This window comes from Acaryochloris sp. CCMEE 5410 (genome assembly GCF_000238775.2).
GTDB lineage: Bacteria > Cyanobacteriota > Cyanobacteriia > Thermosynechococcales > Thermosynechococcaceae > Acaryochloris.
Map to the genome: position 1 here is coordinate 2,472,166 of NZ_AFEJ02000001.1, position 13,139 is coordinate 2,485,304.

Genomic DNA, 13,139 nt, shown 5'->3' on the forward strand with positions numbered 1-13,139 from the left:
GTTGTCCGTCAATAACTGTATTTGACAAAACATAATCATGACTACATCCAATCTTGCCAGCAAAAAAGTTCTAGTCACCGGAGGCGCAGGTTTTCTGGGCCGTCAAGTCATTGCTCAACTACAAAAAGCTGGAGCACAACTTGAGAATATTTCCATCCCTCGCTCTTCCACCTGTGATTTGCGATCCCTAAGTGCTTGTCAAGACGCTGTTGCCGGACAGGATATTGTCATCCACTTAGCAGCCCATGTTGGCGGTATTGGTTTAAATCAAATTAAACCTGCCGAATTGTTCTACGACAATTTGATGATGGGCACCCAACTCATTCATGCAGCCTATGAAAAAGGCGTCGAAAAATTTGTCTGTGTAGGTACCATTTGTGCCTATCCTAAATTTACGCCCGTCCCCTTCAAAGAAGAAGCTCTCTGGGATGGATATCCCGAAGAAACTAATGCTCCCTATGGGGTGGCAAAAAAAGCATTACTCGTCCAGCTCCAAGCCTATCGGCAGCAGTATGGATTTAATGGGGTCTATCTCCTCCCTGTGAATTTATATGGTCCAGAGGATAATTTTAATCCGCAAAGCTCCCATGTCATCCCTGCCCTGATTCGCAAAGTGTACGAAGCCCAGCAAGCTGGGGCGACCCAACTCGAAGTATGGGGAGATGGCACACCAACCCGGGAGTTTTTGTACTCTGAGGATGCTGCACGGGGAATAATAATGGCGATGGAAGATTACAACGAATCGGACCCCATTAATTTAGGAACGAACTCTGAAGTCTCCATTCGTGATCTCGTCACCTTAATTTGTCGATTGATGGGCTTTAAAGGTGACGTGGTTTGGCTCACGGATAAGCCAAATGGTCAGCCACGTCGTTGTTTGGATACGGCTAAAGCTAAAGAAAAATTCGGCTTTACCGCCAACATCACTTTAGAGCAGGGATTACAGAACACCATTGATTGGTACCGACAGCACCCCGAGTAACTGTAAGCACGAGAGTCATGGCAATGAGGCCATCCATGACTCTCGTAAAACCATATCCATGCCAGTGCCTCAAGAGTCCCCTGCTGTCTTTAATCCCCAAAGTTTATCGGGACTCACTCGCGAGCAGCTCATTGCAATTGTTCTACAACAACAGCAACATCTCATCCAGTTGCAACAGGAACTGAGCACGTCTAGTACCCAGTTTGACGGCTCTACGGAAGTACTTTCTCGACCACTGCTGCCCCCATCAGATGATGACACCCATCATCCTTATCTCAACGTTCATGGCGAATCGGGGAGTTATAAACTATCCCTCGTCGGCAATTCCTATTGGACGATTGGCCGAGGATCCGACAACGCCATTGTGCTCCCCGATCAATGGATGTCGCGCAACCACGCCATGCTGCAATCCATGGGTGCTAGAGAACTCTATTTAATTGACCTGGGAAGCCACAACGGCTCATTCGTAAATGGGCGACGAGTCAGTGTCCCCATTTCTTTGAAACATGGGGATAAACTCACCTTTGGCCAAACCAACGTTGAATTCTATAATCCTGATGCCGTCCGTCTATCGACCGCGACCCAAGGTTTATCAGAAGCGCCTGTCACTGCCTTACTGCATGTTCGCCGGTTGATCTCAGTACTCGTGGTTGATATTCGCAACTTTACGGGCCTCACTCGCAATTTGGATGAACGGCTCTTATCTGAAGTCGTCGGCACCTGGTTTCGCAAAGCAGGGGATATTATCCGAGCTAATGGTAGCTGGGTAGATAAATATATTGGTGATGCCGTGATGGCCGTGTGGATTCACGGCACTCAAGATGTGGGGCAACAAGAGCTGCAACAACCCTTTCAGGCCCTCCATCAGCTCAATGAAATGACCCAAAAGCTGCACTTGGCATATCCCTTACCCTTTCCCTTAAAAATTGGCGCTGGCATCAATACGGGCTATGGCATGGTCGGGAATACGGGCAGTAGTGATCGCCCAGACTATACGGCTCTAGGAGATACGGTCAACGCTGCGTTTCGTTTAGAAACGAGTACCAAACAAATTGGCCTGGATATTGCGGTAGGAGCGACCACGTATCAATATATGCAGGAATGGCAGGGTGAGGATTTGCCGTTACGCCAATTTACGGTGCAATTGAAGGGATATGTGAACCCTAAACCAGCTTATGCTTGCTCTTTTCCCGAACTCAAAACTTTTTTAGAGACCAACCAGTAGTAATATTGGTGTATTGAAAATACAAATTTCAGAAAACTATACCCTAAAAAAGGTTTTTTGTGGGTTGGAGTCTGTAGTTGATGATAGGCTCTACTAAGAGCTGTGTTGAAATCTCTGAGACAGGGAGGTACTTAAGGAAATGCATTCGTTTGTCCGTCGTTTTGGTTTGATTGGTCTCGCTCTGGCAACATGCCTCAGCTTCTTTGGTTGGTCTCAACCTGTAAATGCCCTTAATTTGCAGTCTGGCCCCACCATCGTGCTGGCAGACACCTACCGTAACCCAATTGACGAAAAGCTGGGAACAGATTTTGGTCAGAAGATCGATGTCAATAACACTAATGTCCTTGCGTTTATGAAATACAAGGGCCTTTATCCCACTGTTGCGGGTAAAGTCGTGCAGAATGCCCCATACAACAGTGTTGAAGATGTTTTACAAATTGATGGTTTAACCGACCAGCAAAAGAAAGTTCTACAAGACAACATGGGTAACTTTACAATTTCTGATCCTGATCCTTCTTTGGTCGGTGGTCAAGATCGTTATAACCCCGGTTCTTACAAGCCTTTCATGAAGTAATTATCTTTATGTGCTGATGGTTTAGGACGTGGCCGAACTTCTATTCCGTCAGTTTGTACAATTGCACTCTCTGCCTACGCAGTCGTTCATTTGACCACTGCTTTCAGGTGGGGAGTATTTTTTATGCTGCATTACAGCAATTTTTCTTGAACCTTGTCACAAGATCTTCATACTCAAGGGTCTTCCCACTTTGATGTCCTCGTTGTCGGGGGCGGTGCTGCAGGGCTGTATACTGCCTTGTCGCTCCCCTCACACATTCGGGTAGGCCTGATTACAAAAGATAGTTTGTCGCGTTCTGCTAGCGATTGGGCCCAGGGTGGTATTGCAGCTGCCTTTGATAAAGGTGACTCCCCAGAACTCCATGCCCAAGATACGGTTAATGCAGGCGTGGGCCTATGTGAACCGAGGGCCGTTAATTTTCTAGTACAGCAGGCCCCCCAACAGGTGGACGCATTGTTGGAGATGGGCATTGCCTTCGATCGCCGCCAAGATCAGCAATTGGCTGCGACGTTAGAAGCAGCACATTCTCGTCCTCGTGTTCTCCATGCCGCTGATACAACGGGAAGAGCTTTAATCAAAACCCTGACAGCCCAAATGTGGCAACGTTCGAATATTGAAGTGCTGGCAGATACCTTCACCCTAGAGCTGTGGCGACATCCCCAAACGAGACGGTGCCAAGGTATCTGTTTACTAACGGCAGGCCAGATTTCTTGGGTATCTGCGGCGGCTGTTATTTTGGCCACGGGAGGCGGCGGTCAAGTCTTTTCCCAAACGACCAATCCAGCCTTAAGTACAGGGGATGGAGTCGCAATGGGGTGGCGGGCAGGAGCCCAGCTCCGAGATTTGGAGTTTTTCCAATTCCATCCCACGGCTCTAACGTTGCCGGGTGCGCCTCGATTTTTAATCAGTGAAGCGGTACGGGGCGAAGGCGCCCATTTATTGGATGCCTCTGGTCACCGATTTATGTTTGACTATCACCCCCAGGGAGAACTAGCGCCTAGGGATGTGGTTAGTCGATCCATTTTCACCCATTTGCAGGGGTCTGAATCCCACACCCACCAAGTATGGCTAGACTTAAGACCCATTGCCCCTGAGAAAATCCAGCGGCGGTTTCCCAAAATTATTCAGGTTTGCCAGAAATGGGGCGTTGATGTTTATCAACAGCCCATTCCAGTGTTGCCAGCAGCCCACTACTGGATGGGAGGCATTCAGACCGATTTACAAAGTCAAACCTCTATTCCAGGACTCTATGCAGTTGGAGAAGTCGCTAGCACGGGAGTTCATGGAGCCAATCGGTTGGCCAGTAACTCTCTTTTAGAATGCTTAGTATTTGCAGCTGAGTTTGCCCATCTTGATTTATCATCTATCCCGACAGTAGACATAGCGCCAACGGAAGCCTTAGCTAGTAGCGATCTCACGATTAAGCCCCAGGACGAAGCCATGTTGGCTGAGATTCAGACTCAATTGCCTGAAGTGTTATGGAATAGCGCCGGGATTTCCCGCTCCGGCGATCAGATTCAGCGTGGGATCTCACAGGTGCAGCAGTGGCGACAAGCCTTCCACAGCTCTCCTTTATCCCAGCAAGTCAGCAGCATAGCGCCAGGGCAAACGGTTACGGTTCACCCCGATATCCCCGTACGCGCTTGGGCGGAAACTCAGAACTTGTTGGATATTGGTTACTTAATCCTCAAAAGCGCTCACTTCCGTACCGAAAGCCGAGGCGGCCATTATCGAGCCGACTATCCCGAATCGCAAGATCAGTGGCAAGCCCATACAGTGGTAGAGCAGGAAACCTGGCAGCAGGTCCCCTTAAGCACCTAGCTAAAGCGCTTAAGTTGAATCCGATAGCGCTCTTTTTTGGTGATTTGCACTTCACCTAATTCCAAACGCCCTTTACCTCGGATTGTCACTAAATCTCCGGTTTTGAGGCCATAGCTGGATTGGGAAATTTCTTTCCAGTTAACCCGGACATCCCCAGTATTGATCAAATTGACCATTTTGCTGCGGGACAGGCCAAAGCCAGCGGAGGCCACCGCATCAAGGCGCATAGAGGCTTCTACCGTCGTCATCTCTTTACAACGAGGCTCTCTTACTTTCAATTGCTCAAAGGGAATCGGTTCCACTTGCACCGGCACCGTTCGCACCTGAGTCAGATGAGTTTGGAGAAAAGGGACGAGTTGCGGAGATGCGATCGCTTGAGCGCCTCGCTCACCCAAGACCAAAATATCCCCCACCTGATCGCGAACAATCCCGGTTCCCAGAAGGGCCCCTAAAAAATCGCGATGGCTGGCTGGATCAAAGAGAAAATTCCCGGAAATGCTGAGGGCGGCGAGGTCTACTTGGGATTGATCGAGGGGAAGATCAGAATGTGCGATCGCAATCCGCTGCCGTTCCGCCTGAGGATAGCCACCCCAAGCCAAAATCGAGACTTCCGTCAGCGGGGCAAACATCTGTTGGGCTTCCGCTAGCTCTGGCGGCGACAGGAAAGCAGAGACCACCACCTCCCAGGTTTTTAACGCTTGAGTGGCCTGGTCGAGAAGGCGAGACATACAGTCTGTATGTTCTACACCATTTAATAATTTTGCCTTGGGTAGCATGAGGAAATGATAGGTCCCAACTCGGGGACAGAATAAATTTGTCAGGGAAAGGAAACGGTACTGTTATCCTAACAAGCCTAAAATTTAATATTCCTCTAAAGGAAACAGCCTAAATCTCGCTAGACCTGCTAAGCTTTGAAAAAATATTCAAAATCCGTGCTTTTTAAAGCCCAATCTCAATCTGTCAAACGCTTAGTATTGCTGAAATTGCAGAGTTATATAACCTTGGGAGTTATCGAATGCGGCAGGTCAACTTTACTTTGATTTTTGTCATTTGTCTGGCGGTTGTTTTATTTGCGATCGAAAATACACAACTCGTCAGTATCAAAGTTGTAAATGGTGTTCAACTCACGGCTCCCTTGTCGATTGAATTGATTATTACCTTAGGGATTGGCGCTGTCCTCGCTTGGGTCTTTAGCGTCTGGACTACAGTGCAAGAACTCTTTGTCACCCGAGAAGCCCTACAAGCTAGAGAAGTTGAAATTGAATCTTTACAATCAGACCTTGAACGCTACAAAGCCGAACTAGAAGAGCAACGTCTACTCCTACCTAGCCAAGCAACGGTCACCAGTGATGCCGTGTCTGTAGCCACTTTATCTGAACCAACGGCCAAAACCGTTATCCCTCGTTCAGAACCTGAATCCGCTATCCTTACTCCCCCACCGTCTGAGCTTGTTCCAGACTAAACCGATATGAGCAGTTCCTTTGCCCACAATGCCATTTCCATGTTGATCGACTTAGCCCAACGGGGTGAAATTGATCCATGGGATGTTCAAGTCATCGATGTCTTTGACCGGTTTTTAAGCCATTTATCCTATCAAGACTCTCAGGAACTGTCGGATTCAGGCCAGGCTTTTCTCTATGCCTCCATGCTGGTTCTCCTCAAAGCCGAAACGTTAGGCGATTTGATTGAAGAGCCAGAAGAACCCGATGAAATGGAGCTGCTTCTATTTGATGATCTTGAAGCCGTATCTAACGGCTTACCCTCTCCCTTAGAAGGATGCCTCCAACGTCGTCCGGTCGCCCGCCCACCTCAACGACGCCGGGTGACCCTGACAGAGTTGATCAATCAGCTAGAACTGATGGCGGTAGCGGTAGAGCGCCAAGCCCAGCGCCCCAAAGTCCGCAAAGTGCGGCGCATGTCGAAAGCCAAATCGATGAAAGCGATTTCGCAACTCGCCCACCAAGAAAACCTGTCAGAAGTCGCAGAGCAGTTAGAAGAAATTTTTGCCCGCTTAGACCCCAATCAAGACTGGCTTGACTTTGAAGAATTACTGTCCTTTATGAATGACCGGGTTGGGGTCTTCTGGGCACTGTTATTACTCTGTGCTCAATCCAAAGTGGAGCTAGAGCAAAACGAATTCTATGTGGATTTAAGGTTAAAGCCCCTCACCCATAAGCCTGCCACTGTAGAACTCCTGCCCAACCTAAAGTCCGCAGCATCCTAAACTCAGCCTTTTTTTAAAAAGACACCACACCCCATCTCTGGTCCAGTTACCAGGCATGGGGTGTCCATATTTTTTGGCTAGGCCCTACCTTGCCAAACACCTCTTTTTGGAAGAAACGGTTGGACCTAGTTTGTGCTGGGGTGGGAGGTCATTCCCAATACCGCAACATTTATTGAAATTCTTTATCAATATAAATGTCAGTTATTGATAAAGTATCTTGTGAGTAAAACATTCACGATCCTGCTTTCTTTGAAAGTTCTCAAAAAGACGGTATTGGGGTGAATCAGGCTCTATCCACAACAAATCAACAGGATTTCACGAGAATGCTTGCCTCATGGAGGAATTAGGGTTCTGGACTGGAAATCCACTGGGCACTGCAAATTCTCTATTAGGAGAAAGTTAATTTAAAGGCGATTTCTGTATGCAACAACCGATTGATGTAAAATCTGTCACCTTTCCGAAAACCAAAGATATTGCCACCATCTGCGTTTATGCCTTAGGGCTGTTATCGGCAGGCTTGTTTCTCTTTTTACCTGTCGTCAATGTGTTGAGTCCAAGTCCTTGGCAACGGTCGATGGGGGCCATTCATGGCGTTGCTGCCCTCTTAGCAACCGTTGTGATTGCCTATGCAGGGCATTTGGCCTTTCCCTTATTGCGAGGGTCCCATCGCATCTTGCCCCAGGTCCGCACCGTGATCTTATGGGCCTCATTTATTGCATTTTTGGCGATAGCATCTGGGAATTGGGCTTATATGCGGTATCGAGCACCTCTAGGGGGCGCGCGCCGCTGGATTTTAGAGAATACACCGTTAGTTCATTACTTATTTATGGAATATCACGAATTCACGGTGCTGTTTACCCTGCCCCTAGGTGTCGCTTCGACTTGGGTGTTATGGCGATATGGCGATCAAATTATGGATCGCCAGCATCGTGTCGTTCTATCAGCTACCTGTATCGCCATGATGGCCATGATGTTCTTTGCCATGGGTGGGTTTGTCAGTGGGCTTAATGTTGCCCGTATTCATAGTTTGTAGTTTAACCACCATTAACCAGTGAAATCCATGTCACAACCGATCTATCTCAGAGTGGGGAATTGGCTCAAGCAATTCCCCCAATCCATTGCCACCGGAGCACCAGATGCCCCAACGGTATCTGGCCCCGCTGCTGCTGCACTACTCAGCGCTGCCTTTAGCTGCTTTTTATTGATGGTGAATCAACATTTAACTGTTGTGTTTAAGAGTTGGAATGCCATTGTTTGGTCTTTAGGGGACTGGATTCCAGGCAGCCGTACCTCTGACCAAGTCTATGGCGAAATTGGCAGCTATTCCGGTAAAGAAACCATCATGCTCATGGGCTGGCTGTTGAGCTGGGTATTACTACATCAGCTCTGGAAAAAACGCAATATTCATGCCAGCAGTCTATATGGCAGTCTAATCTTTTTTCTAGTGGCGGCCACCGTGATGAATTGGCACCCGATATTTCCGTATTTACCCCTCATGCCCCATTAATAACGATTTTTGAGGTTCAAAACCATGCAAACTCAGATAAAGACACCTACCCATCGTCTAACAACCCGGGCCATGCATAAGTATGTCATGTTGGGCGTGGGAATTTGGATTACCTTTCTCGGCACATTTGCGATCGCATATGTTCGGGTCAGCAATAGTCATCGATTTGCCGGGGAGCCTTTTCAGGCTTTATCCCCCAATGAAACCCAAAAACCAGCTTCTTCCTACTAAATCTGGGACGCCTACATTCCTTGCAGGCACTAGGATAAAACCCCAGAAAACGTACAAGTGAGCAGGTCCTGCGACAGAGAATAAGTCCGGCTGAACACTATCTAAATCGCAAATGGCAAATTTTTAATTGATATATATTCTCAATTAATACTACAGTGTTGTTGGATCTGATAGGTTCCAAACTCTTCTAAAACAAGTTAGGTTGACTAGTCCTTTGATTAGACAACTTAGCTGGTCATGAAACCTGATTCACTTGAGCCGCGCAGACAAGGGGGGTCATAGATCCTGACTCCCTTTGTTTTTTTGTGATCCCACATTGACGAGTCACCCATTTCCTCAAACTGCGGTTTATTCATTTGTTTTTTGGCTTTGATTCCCCATGCATGCTTGGTATCGCCCCACCTTTGCGCCAGAACATGGTGCTTTGCTAGTCTTATTTGGATCGTTACTCTCTGGTGCTGCGTTAGCCCAGTCCTGGACCAATGACACGACCTGGGCTTGTGTTTGCGCCGGTTGTGCCCTCCAAGCCGAGCATCCCCTCATTGTCCAACTCAAACAACGTCGTAGTTGGAAACCGCGATATTTAGTTTGGGCCAGTATTTATGGAGGTTCTAGTCTTTTAGTAGCGCTCTATTTGGCTCAGCAGAACCCCATCTTGATATGGCTATATCTCTGCGGTGCCATCGCTTTGATCTTGGATGCGATCGCAGTACTCAACCATCAACAAAAATCCATTGCCAATGAGTTGGTGATGTTTGCCGCCATTTGCCTATCCACATTGCTAACCTATGGGGCAACCGCTGGCACCTTAACCCCGCAAGCCTGGGGTCTATGGATATTGAATACATTATTTTATGCCAGCGCTATTTTTACCATCAAACTCCGCAAGACCAAAACCAGCAATCTCAAACCTAGCTTTATCTTTTTGAGTATTGCCATTTTGATCACCCTGGGATTGTTCTACAGCGAATGGCTACTGCCCCTCACTGCCCTGACCTTTACCGTCGCTCTGCTGAAATTTGCAGTCGTCATCTGGCAGCGAGACTGGTATACCCAATGTCGCTTTGAGCATATTGCTCGTTTTGAAACCTATTTCACGGTGGTTTATGTCTGTTTGGTTGCTCTAACAGTTTTACCCCCGACATTGCCCAGCACCTAAGAAAGATGGGCTTCCGCTTTTCACACCATTCCGCTGTTTTCGATGAGGAGACTTGTAATGACCACCTACTTCAAAGTCACTTTAGTCAATCAGGAAAAGGGGCTTGAAGAAACGATTGAAGTGCCAGATGACGAATATATTCTAGATGTGGCCGAAGATAATGGCCTCGATCTGCCCTTTTCCTGTCGGGCAGGGGCTTGTTCCTCCTGTGCAGGCAAAGTGATTAAAGGCAACATCGATCAAGCCGATCAATCTTTTTTAGACGATGACCAAATTGGAGAAGGTTACACCTTGCTGTGCGTGACCTATGCCTTGTCAGACTGCATCATTGCCACCGATCAAGAAGAAGGGCTGTATTAAAGATGCCGTTGATCGGTCACCAACATCCCTCGCCCAAGCAGCAGATTAGGACTTACGAATGGTCCATAGCGGGAACTGCTGCGTTTTAGTAATCTGGACGCCCTCAACCCCTTTGCCACTAAAGGCATATTCCTTCCGTTGAATCAGGGGAACATAAGGAATATCTTCAGCTAGGATTTCTTGAATCTGGGTCAAAAATGTCTGGCGCTCCTGAGAATCTTGCGTTTGGCGTTGTTGCTCAATAAGCTGATTGACCTTGGCATTGTAGTAAAAAGATCCAAGGGAGCGACTCGCCCCATCTTCACAACCGTTCTGCTCTGTTCCTTTGCTACAGGACAGAAACGGTTGAATATAGGTATCTGGATCAAAAAAGTCTGGATACCAATTCACTAAATAGGCGGGGTAAATTCCTTTAGACAAGCTGTTATTGCCAACGGTCGATTCCACCCCTTCCAGCTTCAGCTTGAGAATCCCTTGCGAGCGTTCTTCCACAATAGCCTTCATTAAGTTCGCAGTTAACCGCCGAGCCACATAATTAGACGGATACCATAGGTCTAGGGTTAAGGGCTTTTGGGCTGAAAAACCCGCAGATATTAACAGCTGACGAGCCTGAGCCGCATCCCCATCTCCATATTTGTCTTGAAATACGGGTCGAGCAGCGTCGAAGGTACTGGGAATCAGGCTGTAAAGCGGCTCCGCTTGTCCCTGATAAACCCGCTCCTTAATCAAAGGCCGATCCACCAGAAGAGCAATCGCCCGTCGCACCGTGGGCTGATCTAACGGTTTTTGCTTTACATTCAATACCATATGCGTGACGGCATTGCCCTTGGCCTCAATCACTTGCCAACCCGCCGCAGAAGCATCTGTCTGTAAGCGTTGAATTTGCTCAGTTTCTAAACCTTGATAGCCCACGTCAATCGCCCCCGTTTGAAACTGGTTGAAGAGATTCGCAGGAGTCGATAAGAGCTGTAGATTGATGCCCTGATTCGCCGGTTTTTCTCCCCAGTACTGATCAAACACATCTAAGCGAATAAAATCGCTTTTGTAATCCACCAGTTGGTAAGGGCCAGTACCTACAAAGCTTTTGGGTTTAAAGGCACCAGGGCCAATGGTGTAAGCCTGGGGTGAAATCGCACAGGCTCCAAAAAAGGTTAGTAGGGCGGGTAAGGCTGCAAAGGGCTGGTTGAGAGTAATTTGGAGTTCATAATCTCCCGACGCTTTTACTCCTGCAATCGGTTCAGCTAACAAGAAGGAGGGTTGACCGCCATTTTCCATAAATCGCCGCAAGGAAAAGGCCATGGCCTCGGCGTTAAAGGGAGTCCCATCATGAAACAAAACCCCTTCTCGCAAGGGAATCGTGTACTGAAGACCATCTTCACTGACCGTGGGTAATGCAGTGGCTAATTGGGGCTTCAGGGTGGTGTTGTCTAAATCATAGGTATAAAGGGTTTCGCCCATGTTGTAGAGCAAGGTTGCCGGGAAAAGCTCATAGGCATCCGCCGGATCTATGGTCCGAATTTTGGCGGTACTGCCCAAAATAATCCGCCCGTCTCCCGCATTAGAGGGCGCATCAGACGGTCGAGGGCTACAGCTGATCACCAAAAACACGACCAGACAAAATAGCCCGATCCACTTGCGAGGAAGCGGGAATCGAGTTGCGATCGCGTTCACCATACAGCCCCTTTCCCCAAGCATCTCAACACCATCGGTCTACTCACAATACAACGTGTCTCGAGTATTCCGCCCCGTCACGGGATTCGTACCTTGGGCAGCCGCACAGAGTATCTCTAGGGTGTCATCGCGCAAATCGACATCGGTAAAGTCTGCACCATCAATAATCGCTTTGCGAAATTCAGCGTTAAACGCAAACGCTCCTTCTAGATTGGCATTGGTGAGATTAGCCCGAGCAAATCGGGCACTATCTAAGGTCGCAACACTCAAATTTGCCCCTTCCAGATTGACATCCTCCAGGTTGGCTGCAAAAAAGCTCACCCCTCGTAAATCACTATTACTAAAATCACTGCCACGCAGATCCGCCTTTGTAAAGCTAGCGTCCGTTAAATCGCGATTCGAGAAATCGGCATTTAATAATATCTCTTTGTTATAGACATCAGCTTGAGCCGTTGGCAGCCAACTGGTTAGACTGACGCCAACCAACAGCATTGCCATAAAACAGGCCCCCACGATTCGTCTCAGTTGTGGAAAAGCTGTGGATAAGTTAAAACCTTTCATTTTCATAATTATTGTTAGTAAGTCAGGGGATTAACGACGCGATCAAGGATGATAAAGCCGATAGTGCATATATTGATCCTATCGAACTCTTGGCTGCTTGATAGAAATATGCCTCCTCCTGCCGCACCTCGTCCCAATCGTCAGTCCCGCAACCTCCAAGTGGGGGAGTGGGGTGAACAACTGGTCTGTCAATGGCTGACCCAGCAACAGTGGCACATTCTTGACAGACGCTGGCATTGTCGATGGGGTGAAATCGATATTATCGCCAGATCGAGCCTTTCCCCTCCTAGCTCGAATAGCAATACTCGCCTAGCTTTCGTAGAAGTTAAAACCCGTCGGGCTCAAAATTGGGATGCGGATGGTCTCTTGGCGATCACACCCCAGAAACAACAGAAGCTATGGAAAACCGCTCAACTTTACTTGAAAAAGCACCCTGAGTTAGCGGAGCTATTCTGTCAATTTGATGTAGCGCTAGTACAGTGCAACTTAAACTCAAACTCGCCCTCCAAGACAGTCCATGTGCAGGACGACTTACAAGTCACTACCGTAGAGATCAACCAGCCTATCCGTTTGAGAGGCTATCAATTCATGTTGCTGGACTATATAGAATCTGCATTTACGCTGTAACGGCAAGAAACCCCTGCGTCTCAAACCATATGGGGTTGGTCACGAGATCACACAGCAGTTGCCCTGGGTACTGAATCTCTTGGGTGAGAGCTAAAGACGACTCTGATCCCCTTAAGACCTCAATATGTCATGAATTCATGACCATAAGATCCCCAAAAATACCTACTTTCCATAAACCAGCCTTTTTTACTAGCTTT

General features: G+C 47.9%; 15 protein-coding genes. 12 read left to right on the forward strand and 3 right to left on the reverse strand.

Going from position 1 to position 13,139, the window contains the following annotated elements:
* Positions 1 to 37 precede the first annotated feature (37 nt).
* From ON05_RS11150 to nadB, 4 genes are all read left to right on the forward strand, one after another.
* Positions 38 to 982, forward strand: coding sequence for a GDP-L-fucose synthase (locus ON05_RS11150; RefSeq protein ID WP_010475044.1), 945 nt, complete (start codon positions 38 to 40; stop codon positions 980 to 982).
* A 58-nt stretch (positions 983 to 1,040) separates the two neighbouring features.
* Entirely contained in the window at positions 1,041 to 2,207 is a 1,167-nt protein-coding gene (locus ON05_RS11155) for an adenylate/guanylate cyclase domain-containing protein (protein WP_010475046.1), read from the forward strand.
* 139 nt (positions 2,208 to 2,346) lie between these two features.
* A complete protein-coding gene (psbU, locus tag ON05_RS11160) occupies positions 2,347 to 2,781 on the forward strand; it encodes a photosystem II complex extrinsic protein PsbU (RefSeq protein ID WP_010475048.1) in 435 nt (144 codons plus the stop codon).
* Positions 2,782 to 2,934: 153 nt separating this feature from the next.
* Complete coding sequence (gene nadB / locus ON05_RS11165; protein WP_010475052.1) at positions 2,935 to 4,602, forward strand: L-aspartate oxidase; 1,668 nt, start codon at positions 2,935 to 2,937, stop codon at positions 4,600 to 4,602.
* On the opposite strand, the gene ON05_RS11170 is transcribed toward nadB, so the two are convergent.
* Positions 4,599 to 5,378 (reverse strand): photosystem II S4 domain protein, encoded by a 780-nt coding sequence (locus ON05_RS11170; protein WP_010475054.1) that lies wholly within the window; start codon positions 5,376 to 5,378, stop codon positions 4,599 to 4,601. The genes nadB and ON05_RS11170 overlap by 4 nt on opposite strands.
* Positions 5,379 to 5,617: 239 nt before the next feature.
* Between ON05_RS11170 and ON05_RS11175 the strand changes: the two genes are divergently transcribed.
* From ON05_RS11175 to ON05_RS11205, 7 genes are all read left to right on the forward strand, one after another.
* A complete protein-coding gene (locus ON05_RS11175; RefSeq protein WP_010475056.1) occupies positions 5,618 to 6,064 on the forward strand; it encodes a lipopolysaccharide assembly protein LapA domain-containing protein in 447 nt (148 codons plus the stop codon).
* A 6-nt stretch (positions 6,065 to 6,070) separates the two neighbouring features.
* A complete protein-coding gene (locus ON05_RS11180; RefSeq protein ID WP_010475058.1) occupies positions 6,071 to 6,826 on the forward strand; it encodes a segregation/condensation protein A in 756 nt (251 codons plus the stop codon).
* A gap of 421 nt (positions 6,827 to 7,247) precedes the next feature.
* Positions 7,248 to 7,859 (forward strand): hypothetical protein, encoded by a 612-nt coding sequence (locus ON05_RS11185; RefSeq protein WP_010475059.1) that lies wholly within the window; start codon positions 7,248 to 7,250, stop codon positions 7,857 to 7,859.
* 27 nt (positions 7,860 to 7,886) lie between these two features.
* Positions 7,887 to 8,333 (forward strand): hypothetical protein, encoded by a 447-nt coding sequence (locus ON05_RS11190; protein WP_010475061.1) that lies wholly within the window; start codon positions 7,887 to 7,889, stop codon positions 8,331 to 8,333.
* Positions 8,334 to 8,357: 24 nt separating this feature from the next.
* Positions 8,358 to 8,564, forward strand: coding sequence for a hypothetical protein (locus ON05_RS11195; protein WP_029315282.1), 207 nt, complete (start codon positions 8,358 to 8,360; stop codon positions 8,562 to 8,564).
* Between the two features lie 379 nt (positions 8,565 to 8,943).
* The gene (locus ON05_RS11200; RefSeq protein WP_010475063.1) at positions 8,944 to 9,723 is read left to right on the forward strand and encodes a YwiC-like family protein; all 780 of its coding nucleotides are present in this window, start codon (positions 8,944 to 8,946) and stop codon (positions 9,721 to 9,723) included.
* Positions 9,724 to 9,780: 57 nt separating this feature from the next.
* Positions 9,781 to 10,083, forward strand: coding sequence for a 2Fe-2S iron-sulfur cluster-binding protein (locus ON05_RS11205; protein ID WP_010475064.1), 303 nt, complete (start codon positions 9,781 to 9,783; stop codon positions 10,081 to 10,083).
* A 45-nt stretch (positions 10,084 to 10,128) separates the two neighbouring features.
* Here the strand turns inward: ON05_RS11205 and ON05_RS11210 are convergent, their stop codons facing one another.
* Positions 10,129 to 11,757, reverse strand: coding sequence for an ABC transporter substrate-binding protein (locus tag ON05_RS11210; RefSeq protein WP_010475065.1), 1,629 nt, complete (start codon positions 11,755 to 11,757; stop codon positions 10,129 to 10,131).
* A gap of 36 nt (positions 11,758 to 11,793) precedes the next feature.
* Positions 11,794 to 12,321 (reverse strand): pentapeptide repeat-containing protein, encoded by a 528-nt coding sequence (locus ON05_RS11215; protein WP_010475066.1) that lies wholly within the window; start codon positions 12,319 to 12,321, stop codon positions 11,794 to 11,796.
* A gap of 102 nt (positions 12,322 to 12,423) precedes the next feature.
* Between ON05_RS11215 and ON05_RS11220 the strand changes: the two genes are divergently transcribed.
* Positions 12,424 to 12,942, forward strand: a complete 519-nt coding sequence (locus ON05_RS11220; protein WP_010475067.1) for a YraN family protein — start codon at positions 12,424 to 12,426, stop codon at positions 12,940 to 12,942.
* The last annotated feature ends 197 nt before the right edge of the window (positions 12,943 to 13,139 follow it).

What these genes read in the sequence shown, in the direction of transcription:
- ON05_RS11150 (WP_010475044.1), top strand. Translation starts at nt 38, where the DNA reads ATGACTACATCCAATCTTGCCAGCAAAAAAGTTCTAGTCACCGGAGGC.
- ON05_RS11155 (WP_010475046.1), top strand. Translation starts at nt 1,041, where the DNA reads ATGCCAGTGCCTCAAGAGTCCCCTGCTGTCTTTAATCCCCAAAGTTTA.
- psbU (WP_010475048.1), top strand. Translation starts at nt 2,347, where the DNA reads ATGCATTCGTTTGTCCGTCGTTTTGGTTTGATTGGTCTCGCTCTGGCA.
- ON05_RS11170 (WP_010475054.1), bottom strand. Translation starts at nt 5,378, where the DNA reads ATGCTACCCAAGGCAAAATTATTAAATGGTGTAGAACATACAGACTGT.
- ON05_RS11175 (WP_010475056.1), top strand. Translation starts at nt 5,618, where the DNA reads ATGCGGCAGGTCAACTTTACTTTGATTTTTGTCATTTGTCTGGCGGTT.
- ON05_RS11180 (WP_010475058.1), top strand. Translation starts at nt 6,071, where the DNA reads ATGAGCAGTTCCTTTGCCCACAATGCCATTTCCATGTTGATCGACTTA.
- ON05_RS11185 (WP_010475059.1), top strand. Translation starts at nt 7,248, where the DNA reads ATGCAACAACCGATTGATGTAAAATCTGTCACCTTTCCGAAAACCAAA.
- ON05_RS11190 (WP_010475061.1), top strand. Translation starts at nt 7,887, where the DNA reads ATGTCACAACCGATCTATCTCAGAGTGGGGAATTGGCTCAAGCAATTC.
- ON05_RS11195 (WP_029315282.1), top strand. Translation starts at nt 8,358, where the DNA reads ATGCAAACTCAGATAAAGACACCTACCCATCGTCTAACAACCCGGGCC.
- ON05_RS11200 (WP_010475063.1), top strand. Translation starts at nt 8,944, where the DNA reads ATGCATGCTTGGTATCGCCCCACCTTTGCGCCAGAACATGGTGCTTTG.
- ON05_RS11205 (WP_010475064.1), top strand. Translation starts at nt 9,781, where the DNA reads ATGACCACCTACTTCAAAGTCACTTTAGTCAATCAGGAAAAGGGGCTT.
- ON05_RS11210 (WP_010475065.1), bottom strand. Translation starts at nt 11,757, where the DNA reads ATGGTGAACGCGATCGCAACTCGATTCCCGCTTCCTCGCAAGTGGATC.
- ON05_RS11215 (WP_010475066.1), bottom strand. Translation starts at nt 12,321, where the DNA reads ATGAAAATGAAAGGTTTTAACTTATCCACAGCTTTTCCACAACTGAGA.
- ON05_RS11220 (WP_010475067.1), top strand. Translation starts at nt 12,424, where the DNA reads ATGCCTCCTCCTGCCGCACCTCGTCCCAATCGTCAGTCCCGCAACCTC.